General features: G+C 62.7%; 14 protein-coding genes and 1 tRNA gene. 5 read left to right on the top strand and 10 right to left on the bottom strand.

What is annotated here, in order from left to right; translation table 11 throughout:
- Positions 1 to 75 precede the first annotated feature (75 nt).
- Positions 76 to 558: a TauD/TfdA family dioxygenase gene (locus L1P09_RS02405; protein ID WP_235768407.1), complete on the top strand. Its 483-nt coding sequence runs from the start codon at positions 76 to 78 to the stop codon at positions 556 to 558.
- A gap of 22 nt (positions 559 to 580) precedes the next feature.
- Positions 581 to 1,357, top strand: coding sequence for a TSUP family transporter (locus L1P09_RS02400; RefSeq protein ID WP_235768405.1), 777 nt, complete (start codon positions 581 to 583; stop codon positions 1,355 to 1,357).
- Positions 1,358 to 1,439: 82 nt separating this feature from the next.
- Here the strand turns inward: L1P09_RS02400 and L1P09_RS02395 are convergent, their stop codons facing one another.
- Positions 1,440 to 2,249 carry a helix-turn-helix domain-containing protein gene (locus tag L1P09_RS02395; protein WP_029885046.1) on the bottom strand — a complete coding sequence of 270 codons (810 nt, stop codon included), beginning with the start codon at positions 2,247 to 2,249 and terminating at the stop codon, positions 1,440 to 1,442.
- 178 nt (positions 2,250 to 2,427) lie between these two features.
- Here L1P09_RS02395 and L1P09_RS02390 point away from each other — a divergent pair, with 178 nt between their 5' ends.
- Together L1P09_RS02390 and L1P09_RS02385 are read left to right on the top strand one after the other, a co-directional pair.
- A complete protein-coding gene (locus tag L1P09_RS02390) occupies positions 2,428 to 3,870 on the top strand; it encodes an alanine/glycine:cation symporter family protein (RefSeq protein WP_192441564.1) in 1,443 nt (480 codons plus the stop codon).
- 71 nt (positions 3,871 to 3,941) lie between these two features.
- Positions 3,942 to 4,928 carry an asparaginase gene (locus tag L1P09_RS02385; protein ID WP_390898577.1) on the top strand — a complete coding sequence of 329 codons (987 nt, stop codon included), beginning with the start codon at positions 3,942 to 3,944 and terminating at the stop codon, positions 4,926 to 4,928.
- Between the two features lie 35 nt (positions 4,929 to 4,963).
- Here L1P09_RS02385 and L1P09_RS02380 read toward each other — a convergent pair.
- From L1P09_RS02380 to L1P09_RS02340, 9 genes are all read right to left on the bottom strand, one after another.
- Positions 4,964 to 5,059: transfer RNA gene (locus L1P09_RS02380), tRNA-Sec, on the bottom strand.
- 6 nt (positions 5,060 to 5,065) lie between these two features.
- Positions 5,066 to 6,988, bottom strand: a complete 1,923-nt coding sequence (gene selB, locus L1P09_RS02375; RefSeq protein WP_235768935.1) for a selenocysteine-specific translation elongation factor — start codon at positions 6,986 to 6,988, stop codon at positions 5,066 to 5,068.
- On the bottom strand, positions 6,985 to 8,412 hold the full coding sequence (gene selA, locus L1P09_RS02370; protein WP_009685690.1) for an L-seryl-tRNA(Sec) selenium transferase: 1,428 nt from the start codon (positions 8,410 to 8,412) through the stop codon (positions 6,985 to 6,987). Before selA ends, selB begins: the two co-directional genes overlap by 4 nt.
- A 162-nt stretch (positions 8,413 to 8,574) precedes the next feature.
- Positions 8,575 to 9,495: a formate dehydrogenase accessory protein FdhE gene (fdhE, locus tag L1P09_RS02365; protein ID WP_009685689.1), complete on the bottom strand. Its 921-nt coding sequence runs from the start codon at positions 9,493 to 9,495 to the stop codon at positions 8,575 to 8,577.
- Positions 9,496 to 9,499: 4 nt separating this feature from the next.
- Positions 9,500 to 10,156: a formate dehydrogenase subunit gamma gene (locus L1P09_RS02360; RefSeq protein WP_009685688.1), complete on the bottom strand. Its 657-nt coding sequence runs from the start codon at positions 10,154 to 10,156 to the stop codon at positions 9,500 to 9,502.
- Positions 10,153 to 11,103 (bottom strand): formate dehydrogenase subunit beta, encoded by a 951-nt coding sequence (gene fdxH, locus L1P09_RS02355; protein ID WP_009685687.1) that lies wholly within the window; start codon positions 11,101 to 11,103, stop codon positions 10,153 to 10,155. Before fdxH ends, L1P09_RS02360 begins: the two co-directional genes overlap by 4 nt.
- Positions 11,103 to 14,171: a formate dehydrogenase-N subunit alpha gene (fdnG, locus tag L1P09_RS02350; RefSeq protein ID WP_235768403.1), complete on the bottom strand. Its 3,069-nt coding sequence runs from the start codon at positions 14,169 to 14,171 to the stop codon at positions 11,103 to 11,105. The genes fdxH and fdnG overlap by 1 nt, the downstream gene beginning before the upstream one ends.
- A gap of 382 nt (positions 14,172 to 14,553) precedes the next feature.
- A complete protein-coding gene (locus tag L1P09_RS02345; RefSeq protein ID WP_009681967.1) occupies positions 14,554 to 15,102 on the bottom strand; it encodes a single-stranded DNA-binding protein in 549 nt (182 codons plus the stop codon).
- A gap of 9 nt (positions 15,103 to 15,111) precedes the next feature.
- A complete protein-coding gene (locus L1P09_RS02340) occupies positions 15,112 to 16,506 on the bottom strand; it encodes an MFS transporter (protein ID WP_009681966.1) in 1,395 nt (464 codons plus the stop codon).
- Positions 16,507 to 16,635: 129 nt separating this feature from the next.
- On the opposite strand from L1P09_RS02340, the gene uvrA reads away from it, so the two are divergent.
- Positions 16,636 to 19,470 carry an excinuclease ABC subunit UvrA gene (uvrA, locus tag L1P09_RS02335; RefSeq protein WP_009681965.1) on the top strand — a complete coding sequence of 945 codons (2,835 nt, stop codon included), beginning with the start codon at positions 16,636 to 16,638 and terminating at the stop codon, positions 19,468 to 19,470.
- The last annotated feature ends 20 nt before the right edge of the window (positions 19,471 to 19,490 follow it).

Genomic DNA, 19,490 nt, shown 5'->3' with positions numbered 1-19,490 from the left:
TGACCAGCAAGCCAATTTTCTGGACTGCGCAGCCCGCCAAGTCGGTGCGATGGGTGGCCCAGATGTCCCAGCGCCTTGATTCTGACGGCCCGATGGAACCCATCCCAAGAGCCGACAAAATTGATACCGGTACGCAATGTAATTGCAAAACTGAACGGCCTTGAAGCACTGGCGCTTTCATCGAAATCATTCTGTTTCAGTCGCAGTGAATGTTTCGTCAAGGACGACAGCGAGGACATGCTAGAACATTCCATCATCCAGTTCGACCCTCGAGGTGACTTCACCTTGCGCTACAACAGTTATCGGTACTCTGTGCACGAAAAAGCTAGCCAATTGGCGCGCCAAGCCTACTGGTCATTGAAAGATCTATTGAATCAGGCAGATTGTTACGAATTCGTTCTGCAGCCCACCTCTGCGCTGTTAATCAACAACAGCCAGGCCCTGCATGCACGCGACACAATCAAAGATAAAAGGCGACTACTGATCAGGCTGTTTGGGTATTCGCCAGATGCGCGGCCATTAATCCTGCAGCAAGACCCGTTGATAGTACGTGGCTAGTGAAAATGGAGCACAATTGAAAATGGATTCGATCTATATAGCGCTAGCAGCCGTCGCGCTGTTTGCCGGTTTCTTCGATGCAATAGCAGGCGGCGGCGGACTCCTCACTCTTCCCGCTCTATTCATCGCAGGCATCGACCCATTGGCAGCAATGGCCACTAACAAATTTCAAGCTTCCTCAGCCAGTGCGTCAGCCGTCTGGGCGTTTGCTCGAAAACGAATGATCGATTGGCGAGCAGACTGGCCTATGGCCTGCCTATCCTTTACTGGAGGCGTCACTGGCGCCATGTCAATCAGCATGCTCGACAGGTATGTCCTGGAATCTGTCGTTCCCATCATGCTGATCGCGGTCGCCGCCTACTTTGCGTTCACTCCCACGTTGAGTGGTCAGGAGCGCAAGCAACGGCTGTCGAGCGTTGCATTCACACTGGCGGTAGTGCCAGCCATCGGCTTCTATGACGGTATTTTCGGGCCAGGTACCGGTTCATTTTTCATGGTCGCATGCACCCTGCTGCTGGGACAGCCGCTCATGCAAGCAATTTGCAGAAGCAAACTCCTGAATGCTTGCTGCAACCTGGGAGCCCTGACCGTGTTTGCATGCAGTGGGGCGATCGTCTGGCCTTTGGCATTGATAATGGCCGTGTCCGCCATCATTGGTGCGCAGCTGGGCGCGCGGTGTGCGCTCCACTTCGGGCCGCGGCTGGTGAAACCGCTGCTGATCGCCGTGTGCTGCCTGATGGCAACCAAGTTGATGCTCAGTACTGATCATCCGGTGGCGCAATGGTTGCACCGCCTATGAGTACTCAGCGGGCCTGAATTCAATTCCAGTCATCGGTCAAACCGATAGAGCGGCAGTGGCATGCCGAGTACAGCCATCCTGTCTATTCAATCTCAAACAAACTGTTGCGCAACGGCCCCACGCTCAGACGTTCCCTGACGTCATCATCTATACGCGGATCATCCGGGCGGTACAGTTTGACCTGTCGGTAGGCATTGATGCGATTGATCTCCTCACCCAGGTACTCCCACACCACCCGTGTGCAGGCCGGGTTGCGCCGGTCGCCGCTGGAAACCCCGGCCTTCAGGCCATTCAGGCGGGTGATCCGGCTTTTGAAGCTGGGAATCAGGATGGTCTGGCTCATTTCGTTGAAAGTCAGCGACTCGTAGTCGATGAGGAACACTCGGTCCTGCAACTGAAACGCCGCGCCCAGATAGCGGCAACGGACTTCGGCATGCAGGTCCGTGGCGCTGGAGCGCTCCTGCCGCTCCTGGCGCTCGAACAGGAAACGCCCCCGCTCTTCCCACAGGTGCACCAGCGACACCAGGATCGTGCCGGGCACCGACATGCAGTTCGAATACTCGAAGTAATAGCCGCAATACCGCGACAGGTTGCCGGCGTGCTCATGCAGCGGGCGGAACAGTTCACTGATCGGGTCGCTGGGTTGTTCGGCCAGTGTGGAGACGCGGGCACCGATCAGGCGGGCGAACTGCTCGGCAGGCAGGTTCAGCTCGTAATCCTCGACGCCAAAGAAATCACCGATGCGTTTCAGGTTGAAAGCCGTCGGACGGCTCTGCCCGCTGAGGTACTTGTTGAACTGCGCTCGGTTGATCGAGAGCTGGCGGCAAACTTCGGAAATAGAGCGGTAGTGGCTGCAAGCCAGTTTGAGGTTGGTAGCGAAATGCTCACTCATGTGCGGAATCCAGGTGACGCGAATGACGCCATTGTAGCATCAAGTCGCATCAAGTCAGAGCAACCCGCGAAATTGTAACGACTCTTGTCATGGCCAACCATGCGCCCCAACGAATAGCGGTGCGCCTGCCGTCCGCTGATCAATCCACACGAAGAATAAGAATCGAGGTCATTTTCCAATGCTCGAAGCACTCAACGATTTCCTCTCGGGGAAACTCCTCATCGTGCTGATCGTCGGTCTCGGCGGTTACTTCACCATCCGTTCGCGGTTCGTACAGTTCCGCCATTTCGGCCACATGTTCGCCGTGTTCAAGGAATCGCTGCGTGGCCAGGCAGGCCAGTTGAGCTCCTTCCAGGCCCTGATGCTGAGCCTGGCTGGCCGCGTGGGCGCCGGTAACATCGCCGGGGTCGGCATTGCCGTGACCTTGGGCGGCCCTGGCGCGGTGTTCTGGATGTGGGTCACTGCCCTGGTCGGCATGGCCAGCAGTTTCTTCGAATGTACCCTGGCCCAGGTGTACAAACGCGCCGATGGCGACGGCTTGTACCGTGGCGGCCCGGCCTACTACATCCAGCATGGCCTGAAGCTGAAAAGCATGGCCATCGTGTTCTCGATCCTGCTGCTGGTGACCTACGGCTTCGCCTTCATCGGCCTGCAGTCGTACACCGTTACCCATTCGCTGCAGAATGCCTTCGACTTCAAGCCGAGCCACACCGGGCTGGTGCTGGCCGTGCTGCTGGCCATCACCTTCATCGGTGGCATCAAGCGCATCGCGGCGGTCTCGGACCTGCTGGTGCCGGTCAAGACCCTGGCCTACATCGGCGTGACCCTGTACGTGATCGGCACCCAGATCGACCACGTACCCGCCATGCTGGAAACCATCTTCAAGAGCGCTTTCGGCCTTGACCCTGCGTTTGGCGGCCTGCTCGGCAGCGCCATCGTCATGGGCGTGAAGCGGGGCGTGTTCGCCAACGAAGCAGGGTTGGGCAGTGCACCGAACGTTGCCGCCGTGGCGGCAGTGAAACACCCGGGCGCGCAGGGCGTGGTCCAGGCCTTCAGCGTGTTCCTCGACACCTTCGTGATCTGCACCTGCACCGCACTGCTGATCCTGCTGTCGGGCTTCTACACCCCAGGCTTCGAGGGCGACGGCATTGTCCTGACCCAGAACTCGCTGGCCGCGGTGGTGGGTGACTGGGGCCGCGTATTCGTCAGCGTTGCGCTGTCGCTGTTCGTGTTCACCTGCATTCTCTACAACTACTACCTGGGCGAGAACAGCCTGCAGTTCCTCAGCCGCAACCGCGTGGTACTGATGGTGTTCCGTGGCCTGGTACTGGCGCTGGTGGTGTGGGGTTCGATGCAAGACCTGTCGACCGTGTTCGCCTTCGCCGACATCACCATGACCTGCCTGGCCTTCGTCAACCTGATCGCCCTGGCCCTGTTGTTCAAGATTGGCCTGCGGGTGATGCGCGACTACGACGAGCAGCGCAAGGCCGGTATCAAGCAGCCAGTGTTCGATTCGACCAAGTTCGCCGACCTGGACCTGGACCGCAACGCATGGCCAGCCAACCCTCAGCTGGAAACAGCCGCTGACAAAGCAGCCGTCCAGGCCCAGCCACAGCGCTGATACCCTGCCCTGCCAAAGCCGCCCCGTCCGTGGGCGGCTTTTTTCTCCGCTCACCGCCACGGATGCTTTCCATGCGTGCAGTCAAGAATCTTCTCGTTCTCTATACCGGTGGCACCATCGGCATGCTCGAAACCCCGGAGGGCCTGGCACCGGCCGGCGGTTTCGACGGGCGGATGCGTGAACACTTCGCGCAACTGTCCGATGCCCCCCAGCTGCAGTGGACCCTGCAAGAGCTGAACCCGCTGCTGGACAGCGCCAACATGCAACAGCACAACTGGCTGGCCATGCGTGATGCCATCGTCACGGCGGTGGATGCTGGCCATGATGGGGTGCTGGTGCTGCACGGCACCGATAGCCTGGCCTATAGCGCGGCTGCCTTGTCGTTCCTGCTGCTGGGCTTGCCCGTGCCGGTACTGCTGACCGGTTCGATGCTGCCGGCCGGCGCTGCCGACAGCGACGCCTGGCCCAACCTGTGTGGCGCGCTGCGCCTGTTCGAACAAGGGCTGGAAGACGGCGTGCAGTTGTACTTCCATGGGCAGCTGGTGCACGGTTGCCGGGCTACCAAGTTGCGCAGTGAAGCGTTCGATGCGTTCGTTGCCCTGCCGCGGCATCGCGACAGCCAGCGTGCGGCAGCCATCCCGGCCGAGCTGGATTACCGCCAGCCGCGCCAGCCGGTCAACCTGGCGGTCGTGCCTGTGTTCCCCGGGCTGCAGGCCAGCCATCTGCAGGCCTTGTTGGGCAGCGGCGTGCAGGGCTTGCTGCTGGAGTGCTATGGCAGTGGTACCGGGCCGTCGGATGACCTGGCGTTGCTCGAGGTACTGCGCGCAGCGCGCCAGCGCGGTGTGCTGCTGGCGGCAATCAGCCAATGCCCTGAAGGCTCGGTGGTATTCGATACCTATGCGGCAGGCAACCGACTGCGTAGCGCGGGCCTGGTCAGTGGCGGCGGCATGACCCGCGAGGCGGCGCTGGGCAAGATGGTTGCGCTGCTGGGTGCAGGGTTGGATGTGGAGTCAGCAGAACGCTGGTTTGCCCTGGACCTGTGTGGGGAGCGGGCGTAGGCACTACCCGCACTCGCCCGGGCAAGAAAAGAAGATGGCGGAAGGCAGCGGGAGTCGAACCTGCCCGGGAACGGCTGCCGTCCCCAACCGGGTTTGAAGCCCGGCCGCGCCACCGGGCGCGATTGCCTTCCTTGAACTCAGTGCCTGGCGTACTGCTGGGCCAGGGCGCTGTCAGCGCGAATGTGACGCTGCTCGGCCATCCTGCGGGTCAGGCCGATGCGGTCGAAGTATTCCAGAATCTGCACACTGCGCTTGCGACCGATGCCCAACATATCGCGAAATGCAGCAACCTGCACTAATGAAGTGCCAGCCGCCTGCCCCAGCAGCAGCTCTGCCATGCGCTGTAGCGTCGCTGCGGGGTAGAACAGGTCGCGCACCACCTGGTGCACCACGCCCAAACGCGCCAGCTTGCGCAACAACAAACGAACGTCGGCTTCAAGGCAGTTCTCTTCTGCAGCCAATGTCCTGACCCAGGGCGGATCGAACTGCCCCGCCAGCAACCTGGGCTGCAGGCGCGCCCAAAGTGCCTCGTCGGCTTCACTCAACTGGACCTTGTGATCCGGCAAATGCAGCCAGGGCCCACTGGCGGCAATCACCCCTTCCTCTAGCAGTTCCTCAAGCAGGCTGACAAACGCAGGCCGCTCCAACGGCAATGCAGTAAAGCGCCGCAGGCGGTCACGGTCGGGGCCCAGCTGATCGGGTTCTTGCTCGTGGAAGCGGGCAAGTTGCGCCAGCACCTGCCGTTTCAGCGCCTGCCATTGGGCGCTGGCGAACAGCAGCTGGCCCTGTCGCGTGGCCACCACCAACACGTTCGCCGGTAGCTGCCAGGTTTCGCGCAGGCGATTGAACTGCCGCTCCAGGCGCTGTGGGTCGATACCACCGGGGGCACTGGCCAGCAGTGCCGGCAGCGCCTGCTCCAGGCCCTGGGCATCCCGCAGCACCTGCAGCTGGCGTAGACGCTCGTGGCTGCGGCGCTGGCGGCTGGGGGCAAACGGATCGAGTACCCTGCCGCCGCCCAAGGTGCGCTGAGCACGCTGGTCACGCAGTACCAGGCGGTCGCCATGCACGGCCTGCAACGGCGCATTGAGCAGTAACTGGGCAAACATGCGCTGGCCGGCGGCCAGGGTTTCACCTTCCAGCAACGCGACACGGGCCGTCACGTCCTGGGTGCCGAGGTGCACATGCACGGCACTGAAGTGCTCGAACGCCCGCAGCTCGCCCGGCAGCAGGTTCAACTCGATATCCACCCGAACACTGGGCGCGTGCAGCCACTGCGGCAGCAGCCAGTCGCCACGGTGAACTTGCTCCGCGCTAAGGCGTTCGGCTGCGATATTGAGCGCTACTCGCTGGCCGGCCTGCGCTACCTGCGCGGCCTGGTTTTGTGCATGCAGGCCCCGCACCCGCACCGCCTTGCCGGCCTTGCCCAGGACCAGGGTATCGCCGGCACTCACCCGGCCGGCCAGCGCCGTGCCAGTCACCACCACCCCCGCACCGGTAACGGCGAAGGCGCGGTCGATAGCCAGGCGAAAACCGCCTTGCGCACTGCGTTGCCGCACAGCGGTTTGCGCCTTCAGCAAGGCTTGGCGCAACGCGTCGATGCCCTCCCCGCCAAGGCTCGACACCGGGAACTGCCGCGCCCCGGCATAGGGCCCTGGCGCCAGCAGCTCACTGACCTGCGCCTGCACCTGGGCCAGGCGCGCCGGCTCGACGCGGTCGCACTTGCTGATCGCCACCAGTGCCTGGGGGATACCCAACAGCTCGATGATTGCCAGGTGCTCACGTGTCTGCGGCATGACGCCATCGTCTGCCGCCACCACCAGCAGCACCACGTCTATGCCATGGGCCCCGGCCAGCATGTTGTGGATAAACCGCTCGTGGCCCGGCACATCGATGAAGCCCGTCAGCGGTGCACCTTCGGCCAGCACCGCGTAGCGGTAACCCAGGTCGATGGTCATGCCCCGCTCACGCTCTTCCTGGCGCAGGTCACCGGCCTGGCCGGTCAGTGCCTTCAGCAGTGCGGTCTTGCCATGGTCGATGTGGCCGGCGGTACCAACGATCACTGCACCGGCCCCAACTGCAACGCCGGCAATTGCGCCAGCCATTGGGCTTCGTCGTCCAGCTGGCGCAGGTCCAGCCATAGCGCGTCGTCGTCGATGCGACCAAGCACCGGCACTGGCAGGCCCCGCAGGGCCCGCTCCAGCACATGCAGGCTGCGCCCGCGCAACTTCTTCGACACCTGTGGGCGCAGGCACAGCGCGGCACTGGGCAGGCGCGCAACCGGCTGGCTGCCACTGCCTATCATGCCCAACGCAGGTTCTACGCTGACGACCCATTGCGCACCAAGGCGGGCCTGGAGGTCTGGCAGCAGGCGTTCGGCCTGGGCCTGGATATCGGCCTGGCCACGGGTCAACAAGCGCAAACTGGGCAGGCGCTCGGCCAACCGGTCCGGGTTGCGGTACAGCGCCAGCACCGCTTCGAGTGCGGCCAGGGTGATCTTGTCGACCCGCAGCGCACGCTTGAGCGGGTTTTTCTTGATCCTGGCGATCAATGCCTTGCGCCCGACGATGATCCCGGCCTGCGGGCCGCCCAGCAGCTTGTCGCCACTGAAGGTCACCAGATCGGCGCCATCAGCCAGGGCCTGGCGCACCGTGGGCTCGGCCGGCAGGCCCCAGCGGGTGAGATCGAGCAAACTACCGCTGCCGAGGTCTTCGAGCAGTGGCAGGTCATGCTGGTGGGCGATTCGCGCCAGCTCGGCGGTGGGCACCTGGGTGGTGAAACCTTGAATGCTGTAGTTGCTGCAGTGCACGCGCATCAGTAACCCGGTTCGCGGGCCAATGGCAGCCTCGTAGTCGCGGGCATGGGTGCGGTTGGTGGTGCCGATCTCGTGCAGCTTCACCCCGGCGCGGGCCATGATGTCCGGGATGCGGAAGGCGCCACCGATCTCGATCAGTTCGCCGCGCGAGATAATGCCCTCCTTGCGCGCACCCAGGCTGTTGAGCGCCAGCAGTACCGCCGCGGCATTGTTGTTGACCACGGTAACCGCCTCGGCGCCGGTCAGCTCGCGGATAAGGCCCTCGATCAGGTCGTCGCGGTCACCACGCTTGCCGCTGGCCAGGTCGAATTCCAGGTTGAGCGGGTAGCGGGCGGCGGTCTGCATCGCCTCGATGGCTTCTTCCGGCAGCAGGGCACGGCCGAGGTTGGTATGCAGCACGGTGCCGGTGAGGTTGAACACTCGGCGTACCTGGCTGCGTTGCTGGGCGGCCAGACGTTCGCCGGCGCGGCCCAGAAGGATCTCGAGAGACAGCTCGGCGGCACTGAGCTGGCCGCTGCGCGCGGGCTCCCGCAGGTCGTCCAGCAATTGGCGCAGGGCGCTCAACACCGCATCGCGGCCGTGGCGGTCGATCAGTGGGAGGCAGGCCGGATGGCGCAGGAGGGTGTCGATGGACGGCAAGCGTGGGGTGTCGCTGGCGAGGCTGTTGGACATGCGGTACTACCTAGGATTGATCCGTCGTCGGTACTGGCCTGTTCGCGGGTGAGCCCGCCCCCACAAAAGCCTGCGCAGGTGTATGATCCTGTACCAAGTCTTGTGGGAAAGGGTTCACCCGCGAAGCAGGCGACTCGGTTTTTCATTGTAGACACTCACCCACTAACCGGGCGCAAGCATCAGGTTGGGCGCCAGGCGATGAAAGCCTTCCTCGTCCAGGCGCATGTCCAGCGCAAGGCTGGCCAGGTCGTCGGCCAAGGGCTCGGCCGCTGCGTCGTTTTCGAGGTAGTTCTGCTTGAGGTAGCTTTCACACCCCGGGCAGCACTCGGCCCGCAGGGGCGCCTTGCCGGGTAGATGGCGGTCATTCTCAAGGCTGGTATAGCGCAAGTCCTTGCTCGACTCGCAGTACACGCACTTGACCCGCACCACATGCCATTCACAGGCACACAACGCGCACACCAGATAGCGCAGGCCGTTGTGCTTGCCACGGTTGCGTACCACCCCGGCCATCGCCGGCGAGCCGCAGGCCGGGCACTGGGCCAAGCTGCCAGCGGGTTTGAGTTCAGGCGCCGGCAATGCCAGCAGCCAACTGGACCAGGCCGCCTGCAACGCAGCCCCGAGCAATGGCACCAGTGCGGGCGGCACCGCGTCATACTGCCCTGCCAGCAACGCGAACCCCCAGCCTTTGCGCTGGTTGTCATCACTACCACGCAGCACCTGCAAGGCCTCCGCCAACGGACCCTGGGGTTCGTCGCCAAAGTGACCGAGCAAGGCCTGCAGCCAGACCAGCCAAGCCCCGTCACGTACCAGGCTGTCTGCCGCCAGCGGCGGCAAACCATGGCTTATGCACAGGCGCTGGCGCGCCTCAGCCACCGGCAGGGCGCCAGGGGGGTTATCCACAAGCTGCTGCTGCACACGGCACAACCGCGCAACCAGCCTCAGGTAGTCGCCCAGGGCATTGCCCTGGGCCAGCGTGTCCAAACGCGCAGCCCGCACTTCAAACAGGTTGGCCGGCGGCAGGTGCAGAAACGGCGGCATCACCGCCGACGCTTCGATCTGCCCAGGTTCGAGTATCGTGCTCACGCGCTCATCCTTCTTTTCGTCCGTGATGACTCGGCGGCTTGTCGCCAGTCACCTCGCGGTACCACAGTTCATGGTGCTTGCGTGCCCAGGCGCGGCTTACCCAGCCGTGCAGCATGGCGCCAATCGAGCCTTTGATCCAGATACCGGCGTAGATGTGCACGATAATGCTGAGGATCAGCACGAAGGCCGCCAGTGCATGCAGCAACGCCGACAGGCGAATTACCTCGATGCCGAACCAGTGGCTGAAATACGCTCGCCAGATCACCACACCACTGACCAGCAAGACCAGCATGCACACCAGCAGAGTCCAGAACAGCAGCTTCTGCCCGGCGTTGTACTTGCCGATTGGCGGTACGCCCTCCTCCTGGTTACGCATTACCCGGTCAACCCGCCGCAGCCAGAGGCGATCATTCGCGGTGATGAAGTTGGCCCGCCAGAACCGCACCACCAGGCCAACGAAGAACACGAACATCGCCACCCCCAGAAACGGGTGCAGGATGCGCGTCCACGGCCCACCGCCAAACAGGTTGCTGAGCCAGAACAGTGCCGGGTGAAACAGCGCCAACCCCGACAGCCCGGCGAGAAAGAACAGGATCGCCACCAGCCAGTGGTTGCTGCGCTCGTTGGCGTTGTAGCGCAAGATGGGTTTGTTGTCGTTCATGGCCGCTGCTCCCCTTGCCCACCGGGCTTGCTCGGATCATAGACATGCACTGCAGGGTCCACTGTCTGCACGCTCGGGTCGGCCGCGGCCGGGTGTTCGTCCTCCTCCACCCGCTGTGGCCCGACCCGCACATAGTGGAAGAACCCGGCCAGCACCGCTGCGCCCATCGCCAGCAACGCCAGGGGCTTGGTAAAGCCCTTCCACAACCCTACCAGCGGGCTGATCACCGGCTGGTCCGGCAGGCCGGCATACAGCTTGGGGGTATCGGCATGGTGCAACACGTACATCACGTGGGTACCGCCGACGCCATCCGGGTCATACAACCCGGCGTTGTCGTAGCCACGCGATTTCAGGTCGACGATGCGTTCGGCGGCATGCACCTTCATCTCGTCCTTGGTGCCGAACACAATTGCCCCGGTCGGGCAGGTTTTCACACAGGCCGGCTCCAGGCCCACGGTCACGCGGTCGGAGCACAGGGTGCACTTGTACGCCTTGTGGTCTTTCTGCGAGATGCGCGGAATGTTGAACGGGCAGCCGGTGATGCAATAGCCACAGCCAATACAGTGGTCCTGGTTGAAGTCGACGATACCGTTGGCATGCTTGATGATCGCCCCTGGGCTTGGGCACGCCTTGAGGCAGCCTGGCTCGGCACAATGCATGCAGCCGTCCTTGCGGATCAGCCATTCCAGGTTGCCGTCGTCGCGCTCGTGCTCGGTAAAGCGCATCAGCGTCCAGGTCTCGGCAGTGAGGTCCTGGGGATTGTCGTAGGTGCCGTGGTTGTGGCCGACCTCGTCACGCAGTTCGTTCCACTCCGAACACGCCACCTGGCAAGCCTTGCAGCCGATGCACTTGGTGGTGTCGATCAGCTTGGCGACTTCCTGCTGCTGGCGTACCGAGGGCGGCACGGTGGTGGTGGCCGAGCGGGCGATGATGTCTTGGCTGGCCATCAGAGTTTCTCCACTTTGACGAGGAACGACTTGGACTCTGGCGTCTGCGTGTTGCCGTCACCCAGGAATGGCACCAGGGTGTTGGTCAGGTAGCCATGCCGGGTTGCGCCGGTGAAGCCCCAGTGCAGCGGAATGCCGATCTGGTGCACGGTCTGGTTGTTGACCTGCAGCGGGCGAATCCGCTTGGTCACGACCGCCACCGCGTCGATATGGCCACGCTTGCTCGACACCCGCACCCGGTCGCCAGCCTTGATGCCTTTTTCATTGGCCAGCACCTCGCCGATCTCGACGAACTGCTCGGGCTGGGCGATGGCGTTGAGCCGGCAATGCTTGCTCCAGAAGTGGAAGTGCTCGGTCAGCCGGTAGGTGGTCGCCGCGTACGGGAATTCATCGTGCTTGCCGAGGGTGTCCCATACCGAGTCGAAGATGCGCCCGGCCGGGTTGCTGATCGCCTTCTTGTTCTGCGGGTGCAGCGGGTTGATGCCAATCGGCGTTTCGAACGGCTCGTAGTGCTCGGGGAACGGGCCTTCGGCCATCTTGTCGATGGCGAAGAACCGCGCCACGCCCTCGGGGTTCATGATGAACGGGTTCATCCCCGCCTCGGGTGGCGAGTCGACCTTGAAGTCGGGCACGTCGGTTCCGGTCCAGGTCTTGCCGTTCCACCACACCAGGCGTTTCTTTTCCGGATCCCAAGGCTGGCCTTGCGGGTCGCTGGAGGCACGGTTGTAGAGAATGCGGCGGTTGGCCGGCCAAGCCCAGGCCCAGTTCTGCACCTGGTGCATGCCGTACGGGTCGCTGTTGTCGCGGCGAGCCATCTGGTTGCCCTGCTCGGTCCAGCAGCCGGCAAAGATCCAACACCCCGATGCCGTGCTGCCATCGTCCTTGAGTTGACCGAAGCCCGACAATTGCTGGCCAGCCTTGAGGGCTGCACCGGCAGCATCGGTAAGGTCGGTGACCGCCCAGCCGTTCATTTCCTTGGCCAATTCCTCGGGGGATGGCTCATCAGCAATCTTGTACGGCCAGCTGATGTTCATGATCGCATCAGGGTAGGTACCGCCCTCGGTCTGGTAACGCTGACGCAGGCGCAGGAACAGCTCGCTCATGATCTGCACGTCGGTGCGGGTTTCGCCCGGCCCGTCGGCACCTTTCCAGTGCCACTGCAGCCAGCGGCTGCTGTTGACCAGCGAGCCATCTTCCTCAGCGAAGCAGGTGGTGGGCAGGCGGATCACTTCGGTCTGGATATTGGCCGTGTCCACGTCGTTGAACGGCCCCATGTTGCGCCAGAACTCCGAGGTTTCGGTGGCGAGCGGGTCCATGACCACCAGCCACTTGAGCTTGGCCAAAGCCGCAGTAACGCGGTTCTTGTCCGGCAGCGCGGCGATGGGGTTGAAGCCTTGGCACATGTAGCCGTTGACCTTGCCCTGGCCCATCATCTCGAACATGCGCAGCACATCGTAAGCCGGCACATCGAGCTTGGGCAGCCAGTCATAGCCCCAGTTGTTTTCAGCCGTGGCGTTGGCACCGTACCAGGCCTTCATCAGGCTGACATGGAACTTGCCGTAGTTCTGCCAGTAAGACAGCTGCCCCGGGCGCAGCGGTTTGGAGGCGCGCTTGTCGATATAGGCGGCGTAATCCTGCTCGGCATCGCCGGCCAGCGTCAGGTAGCCCGGCAGCGAATTGGACAGCAGGCCAAGGTCGGTGAGGCCCTGGATGTTGGAGTGGCCGCGCAACGCGTTGACCCCACCACCGGGCATGCCCACGTTACCCAGCAGCAACTGCACCATGGCGGCACTGCGGATGATTTGCGCACCGATCGAGTGTTGCGTCCAACCCAGGGCGTAAAGAATCGTCATGGTCTTGCCCGGGACCGAGCAGCTGGCGATCTCTTCCCAGACTTTCATCATGGCGTCCTGCGGCATGCCACAGGTCATGCTCGCCAACGCCGGGGTATAGCGGCTGTAGTGCTTCTTCATCAGCTGGAACACGCAGCGCGGGTGCTGCAGTGTCGGGTCGACCTTGGCGTAGCCATCCTCACCCAGCTCATAACCCCAGCCGGACTTGTCGGCATACACGCGCTTGGCCTCGTCGTAGCCGCTGAACAGCCCGTCTTCGAAGCCATAGTTCTCTTTGACGATGAAAGACACGTCGGTGTAATTGCGCACGTATTCGTGCTGGATCTTGTCGTTGCTCAGCAGGTAGTTGATCAGCCCACCCATGAAGGCGATGTCGGTACCGGTACGGATTGGCGCGTAGTAGTCGGCCACCGAAGCCGTTCGGGTAAATCGCGGGTCGACCACGATAAGCCGCGCCTTGTTGTGCGCTTTGGCCTCGGTCACCCATTTGAAGCCGCACGGATGCGCTTCTGCTGCGTTGCCACCCATCACCAGGACCAGATTCGCGTTGGCGATATCTGACCAGTGGTTGGTCATGGCGCCACGGCCGTACGTCGGGGCAAGACTTGCCACCGTCGGGCCATGTCAGACACGTGCTTGGTTATCGAACCCCAGCATGCCTGTTGCGCGGATGACCTTGTGGGTCAGGTAGCCCGCCTCGCTTGAGGCGGCGGAGGCAGCGAGAAAACCGGTGGTGAGCCAGCGGTTGACGGTTTGCCCCTGGGCGTTCTTCTCGATGAAGTTGGCGTCACGGTCCTGCTTCATCAGGTCGGCAACGCGGTCCAGGGCCTCGTCCCAGCTGACCCGTACCCATTCCTGGCTGCCAGGCTTGCGCACCTCTGGGTACTGCAGGCGGCTCGGGCTGTGGATAAAGTCCAGCAGGCCGGCACCTTTCGGACAGAGGGTGCCACGGTTGACCGGGTGGTCGGCGTCACCTTCGATATGAATGATGTTCTGTTTGACGTTCTTGCCCGCATCGCCCTGGCTGTACAGGATCAGGCCGCAGCCGACCGAACAGTACGGGCAGGTATTTCGGGTCTCTTTGGTGTGCGCCAGCTTGAAGTGGCGCACCTGCTCGGCAAAGGCTGGCGTGGGGGCCATGCCCAACGCCGCCAGGCTCGAGCCTCCAAGGCCGATAGCGGCGACCTTGAAGAATTGCCGACGGTTCAGGTCCATCGTGCACTCCTGATCAGGTTTGGACGCACGAAACATTGCCGGCGCCTCTTGGTAGTCACGGTGGCGAGCCAAATTCTGCTCGCCAATGGATAAGACTAGTCAAGAATCGAGAAGGTGCGATGACATGTGTCAGGTAGAGAGCACTATGCCGGGTTACAGGGCTCATCACTTTCGGAAATGGACTACATAACTCCGCTCAGTCGTCATCAGCATCATCAGCGGCGCAACGCCGGAGCTGGATGCGCAGTTCACCCGGGTGGCGCTTGAAGAACTGGGTGGTGAAAGCACCCTCTGAGGTGACTGCGCTGGCCTGCCGCATTCATAAAAAAACCCAGGGCCAAGGCCCTGGGTTTCTGGTTTCGCTAGCCGCCTGATGTTCTGATCAGAACGGAATATCGTCATCGAAGCTATCGAAGTCTGCAGCCGGCTGAGGCGCTGGCTGCTGTGGCGCCGGGCGCTGAGGGGCCTGTTGCGGGCGCTGGGCCTGCTGGCGCGGCGGGGCCTGGTTGTACTGCTGTTGACCACCACCCTGGTTGTAGTTGCCGCCACCCTGGTTGTACGGATCACCGCCTTGCTGCTGGCCCTGCGGGCGCCCGCCGAGCAGCTGCATGGTGCCGTTGATGTCGACGATGATCTCGGTGGTGTAACGCTTGATGCCGTCTTTTTCCCACTCGCGGGTCTGCAGCTTGCCTTCGATGTAGCACTGCGAACCTTTACGCAGGTACTCGCCGGCAATTTCGGCAACCTTGCCGAACAGCGACACACGGTGCCACTCGGTACGCTCGACCTTCTGGCCCGACTGCTTGTCAGTCCACTGCTCGCTGGTAGCCAGGCTCAGGTTGGTCACGGCGTTACCGTTGGGCAGGTAGCGGACTTCGGGATCCTGGCCACAAGTGCCGACCAGAATGACTTTGTTAACCCCACGGGCCATAACGTTCTCCTAGGCTTCGCACGCCGAAGAGGCTGGATTCACCAGTCGCTCGAGGGTCGCACGGTCCAAAATTTTCGTATCCAGTTTGATATAGATGGCCGCTTCTTCAGCAACCACCACAGCGTCGGTCACACCCGGCACGGCCATCAGTCGCTCGGTCAGGCCGGCTTCCCGGGCTGCCTCTGGCGTCAGCGGCATGCGCAAGCTGGTCACATACGGCGGCTCGTTCATGGACAACGCGACGATCAGCCAGATTGCACACAACACCGCGCAGCCCAGGAATACCGTGTCCAACCCACCGTGCTGGAACAGCCAGCCACCCAGAATTCCACCCAGTGCCGCACCAAGGAACTGGCTGGTGGAATAAACCCCCATTGCCGTGCCCTTGCCACCGGCAGGCGACACCTTGCTCACCAGCGAAGGCAGCGAGGCCTCCAGCAGGTTGAATGCGGTAAAGAATACCACGGTGCCAATCACCAGTCCGCGCAAACCGTCAGCCCACTCCCAGAAGTATATCTCTGTCAGCAGCAGGACACTGACTGCACCGGCCAACACACGCTTCATCTTGCGCTTTTTTTCGCCGTAGATGATGAACGGCACCATTGCAAAAAATGAGATGAACAGTGCGGTCAGGTAGACCCACCAGTGCTGCTCTTTTGGCAGCCCGCCACGCTCGACGAAGGCCAGGGGCAGCGCGACGAAGCTGGCCATGAGGACGGCATGCAGCACGAAGATGCTCACGTCCAGGCGCAAAAGGTCCGGATGACGCAGGGTCGGGCCGAGTGCCTTGCGCGCCACACCCGACTCGCGGTGCTGCAGAAGGCTGTGGGTACTGGGCACGACGAAGGCGATCAGCAGGATGCCGACCAGGGCAAGCCCGGCAGTGGCAAGGAACAATCCTGACAAACCAAAAGCACTTGTCAGCAGTGGCCCGACGACCATGGCCACGGCAAACGACAGGCCGATGCTCATGCCGATCATGGCCATGGCCTTGGTCCGGTGTTGTTCACGGGTCAGGTCCGAGAGCAGCGCCATGACGGCAGCCGAAATTGCCCCGGCACCTTGCAGGATGCGCCCCGCGATCACCCCCCAGATAGAGTCGGCCTGGGCCGCCAGGACACTGCCCAGGGCAAAGATCACCAACCCCAGGTAGATGATCGGGCGCCGCCCGATGCGGTCGGAAATCATCCCGAACGGAATCTGCAATACCGCCTGGGTCAGGCCATAGGCCCCGATGGCCAGGCCAATCAGCGCAGGTGTGGCACCGGCCAGGTCCATGCCGTAGGTGGCCAGTACCGGCAAGACCATGAACATGCCCAGCATACGAAAGGCAAAGACCAGGGCCAGGCCACCAGCAGCGCGGGTTTCGCTGCTGCTCATGCGCTCGTTGTGGGTGTCATGCATGGCGTAACCTCGTGTGAACCGGCGGCGATTCTATCAGTCCGACAGCTTGACGGCATCTACGCGACGCTTTGCCGCGTACTGGCAGGGGGCCGTATAATTCTTTGTTTATGCCCGCCAAGCGAGGCCGCAGTGGACAAGATCCTGATTCGTGGGGCACGTACCCACAACCTGAAGAACATCGACCTGACCTTGCCCCGGGACAAGCTGATCGTGATCACCGGCCTGTCCGGTTCCGGCAAGTCTTCGCTGGCGTTCGATACCCTGTACGCCGAAGGCCAGCGCCGCTACGTGGAATCGTTGTCGGCCTACGCCCGGCAATTCCTGTCGATGATGGAAAAGCCCGACGTCGACACCATCGAAGGTCTGTCCCCGGCAATCTCCATCGAACAGAAATCGACGTCGCATAACCCGCGCTCGACGGTCGGCACCATCACCGAGATCTACGACTACCTGCGCCTGCTGTACGCCCGCGTCGGCACCCCACGCTGCCCGGACCACGACATTCCGCTGGAGGCGCAAACCGTCAGCCAGATGGTCGACCTGGTGCTGGAGCGCCCCGAAGGCAGCAAGCTGATGCTTCTGGCGCCGGTGGTGCGCGAGCGCAAGGGCGAGCACCTGGCAGTGTTCGATGAAATGCGCGCGCAGGGTTTCGTGCGCGCCCGGGTCAACGGCAAGCTCTATGAGCTTGATGAGTTGCCCAAGCTGGACAAGCAGAAGAAGCACAGCATCGATGTGGTAGTAGACCGCTTCAAGGTGCGCGCCGACCTGCAGCAGCGCCTGGCCGAATCGTTCGAAACTGCGCTGAAACTGGCCGACGGGATTGCCCTGGTGGCACCGATGGACGACGAGCAAGGCGAAGAGACGATCTTCTCCGCCCGTTTCGCCTGCCCGGTGTGCGGCCACGCGATCAGCGAGCTGGAGCCCAAGCTGTTTTCCTTCAACAACCCGGCGGGTGCCTGCCCGACTTGCGACGGCCTGGGTGTGAAGCAGTTCTTCGACACCAAGCGCCTGGTCAATGCCGAGCTTACCTTGGCCGAGGGCGCCATCCGCGGCTGGGACCGCCGCAACGTGTACTACTTCCAGATGCTCGGCTCACTGGCGGCACACTACGGCTTCAGCCTGGAAGAGCCGTTTGGCGAGCTGTCTGCCGAACACCAGAAGGTGATCCTGCAAGGCAGCGGCAAGCACAGTGTCGACTTCAAGTACCTCAACGACCGCGGCGATATCGTCAAGCGCTCGCACCCGTTCGAAGGCATTGTGCCGAACCTGGAGCGCCGCTACCGCGAGACCGAATCGGCCACCGTGCGTGAAGAACTGGCCAAGTTCCTCGGCACCCAGCCCTGCCCGGACTGCCGCGGCACCCGCCTGCGTCGCGAAGCGCGCCACGTGTGGGTTGGCGAGAAAACCCTGCCGGCGGTCACCAACCTGCCCATTGGCGATGCCAGCAGCTATTTTGCCGAACTGACCCTGACCGGCCGCCGCGGCGAAATTGCCTCGAAAATCCTCAAGGAAATCTGCGAACGCCTGCAGTTCCTGGTCAACGTCGGCCTCGACTACCTCACCCTGGACCGCAGTGCCGACACCTTGTCGGGGGGCGAGGCCCAGCGTATCCGCCTGGCCAGCCAGATCGGCGCAGGCCTGGTGGGGGTGATGTACATTCTCGACGAACCGTCGATCGGCCTTCATCAACGCGACAACGACCGCCTGCTGGCGACGCTCAATCACCTGCGCGACCTGGGTAACACGGTCATTGTGGTGGAGCATGATGAAGACGCCATCCGCCTGGCGGACTACGTAGTGGACATCGGCCCAGGTGCGGGCGTACATGGCGGGCAGATCGTTGCCGAGGGTTCGCCGCAGGAGGTCATGGACCATCCTGACTCGCTGACGGGCAAATACCTGTCGGGGCGCAAGAAGATCGTCGTGCCCGCCAAGCGCACGCCGCGCAACAAGAAGCTGCAACTCAAGCTGAAGGGGGCACGCGGCAACAACCTGCAGAATGTTGACCTCGAGGTGCCGATTGGCTTGTTGACGTGCGTGACCGGGGTATCTGGCTCGGGCAAGTCGACGCTGATCAACAACACCCTGTACCCGCTGGCAGCGTCCGCCCTGAATGGCGCGAGCAGCATCGAGGCGGCGCCCCACAGCAGCATGGACGGCCTGCAGCACCTGGACAAGGTCGTGGATATCGACCAGAGCCCGATTGGCCGTACCCCGCGCTCGAACCCGGCTACCTACACCGGCATTTTTACTCCGATCCGTGAGCTGTTCTCCGGCGTGCCCGAGTCGCGCTCACGCGGTTATGGCCCTGGGCGCTTCTCGTTCAACGTCAAGGGCGGCCGCTGCGAGGCCTGCCAGGGCGATGGCTTGATCAAGGTGGAAATGCACTTCCTGCCGGACATCTACGTACCCTGCGACGTGTGCAAGAGCAAGCGCTACAACCGCGAGACCCTGGAGATCAAGTACAAGGGCAAGAACATCCACGAGGTGCTGGAGATGACCATCGAGGATGCCCGCGAGTTCTTCGATGCGGTGCCGGCGTTGGCGCGCAAGCTGCAAACACTGATGGACGTGGGTTTGTCCTACATCAAGCTGGGGCAGTCGGCGACCACCCTTTCCGGTGGAGAGGCGCAACGGGTCAAGCTATCCCGCGAGCTGTCCAAGCGTGACACCGGCAAGACCCTGTATATCCTCGACGAGCCGACCACTGGCCTGCACTTTGCCGATATTCAGCAGTTGCTGGACGTGCTGCACCGCCTGCGCGACCACGGCAACACCGTGGTGGTGATCGAGCACAACCTGGATGTGATCAAGACGGCCGACTGGCTGGTGGACCTGGGGCCAGAGGGTGGCTCCAAGGGTGGGCAGATCATTGCCTGCGGTACGCCGGAAGAACTGAGCGAGATGAAACAGTCGTATACCGGGCATTACTTGAAACCGCTGCTGGAGCGGGATCGGGCCTAAGGCTTTTGGGGGCGCTTTGC

The sequence above is a fragment of the Pseudomonas juntendi genome, from assembly GCF_021560075.1.
GTDB classification, from domain to species: Bacteria; Pseudomonadota; Gammaproteobacteria; order Pseudomonadales; family Pseudomonadaceae; genus Aquipseudomonas; species Aquipseudomonas juntendi.
Note: the sequence above shows the minus strand (reverse complement) of the source record. Positions and strands in the feature narration are given on the sequence as shown.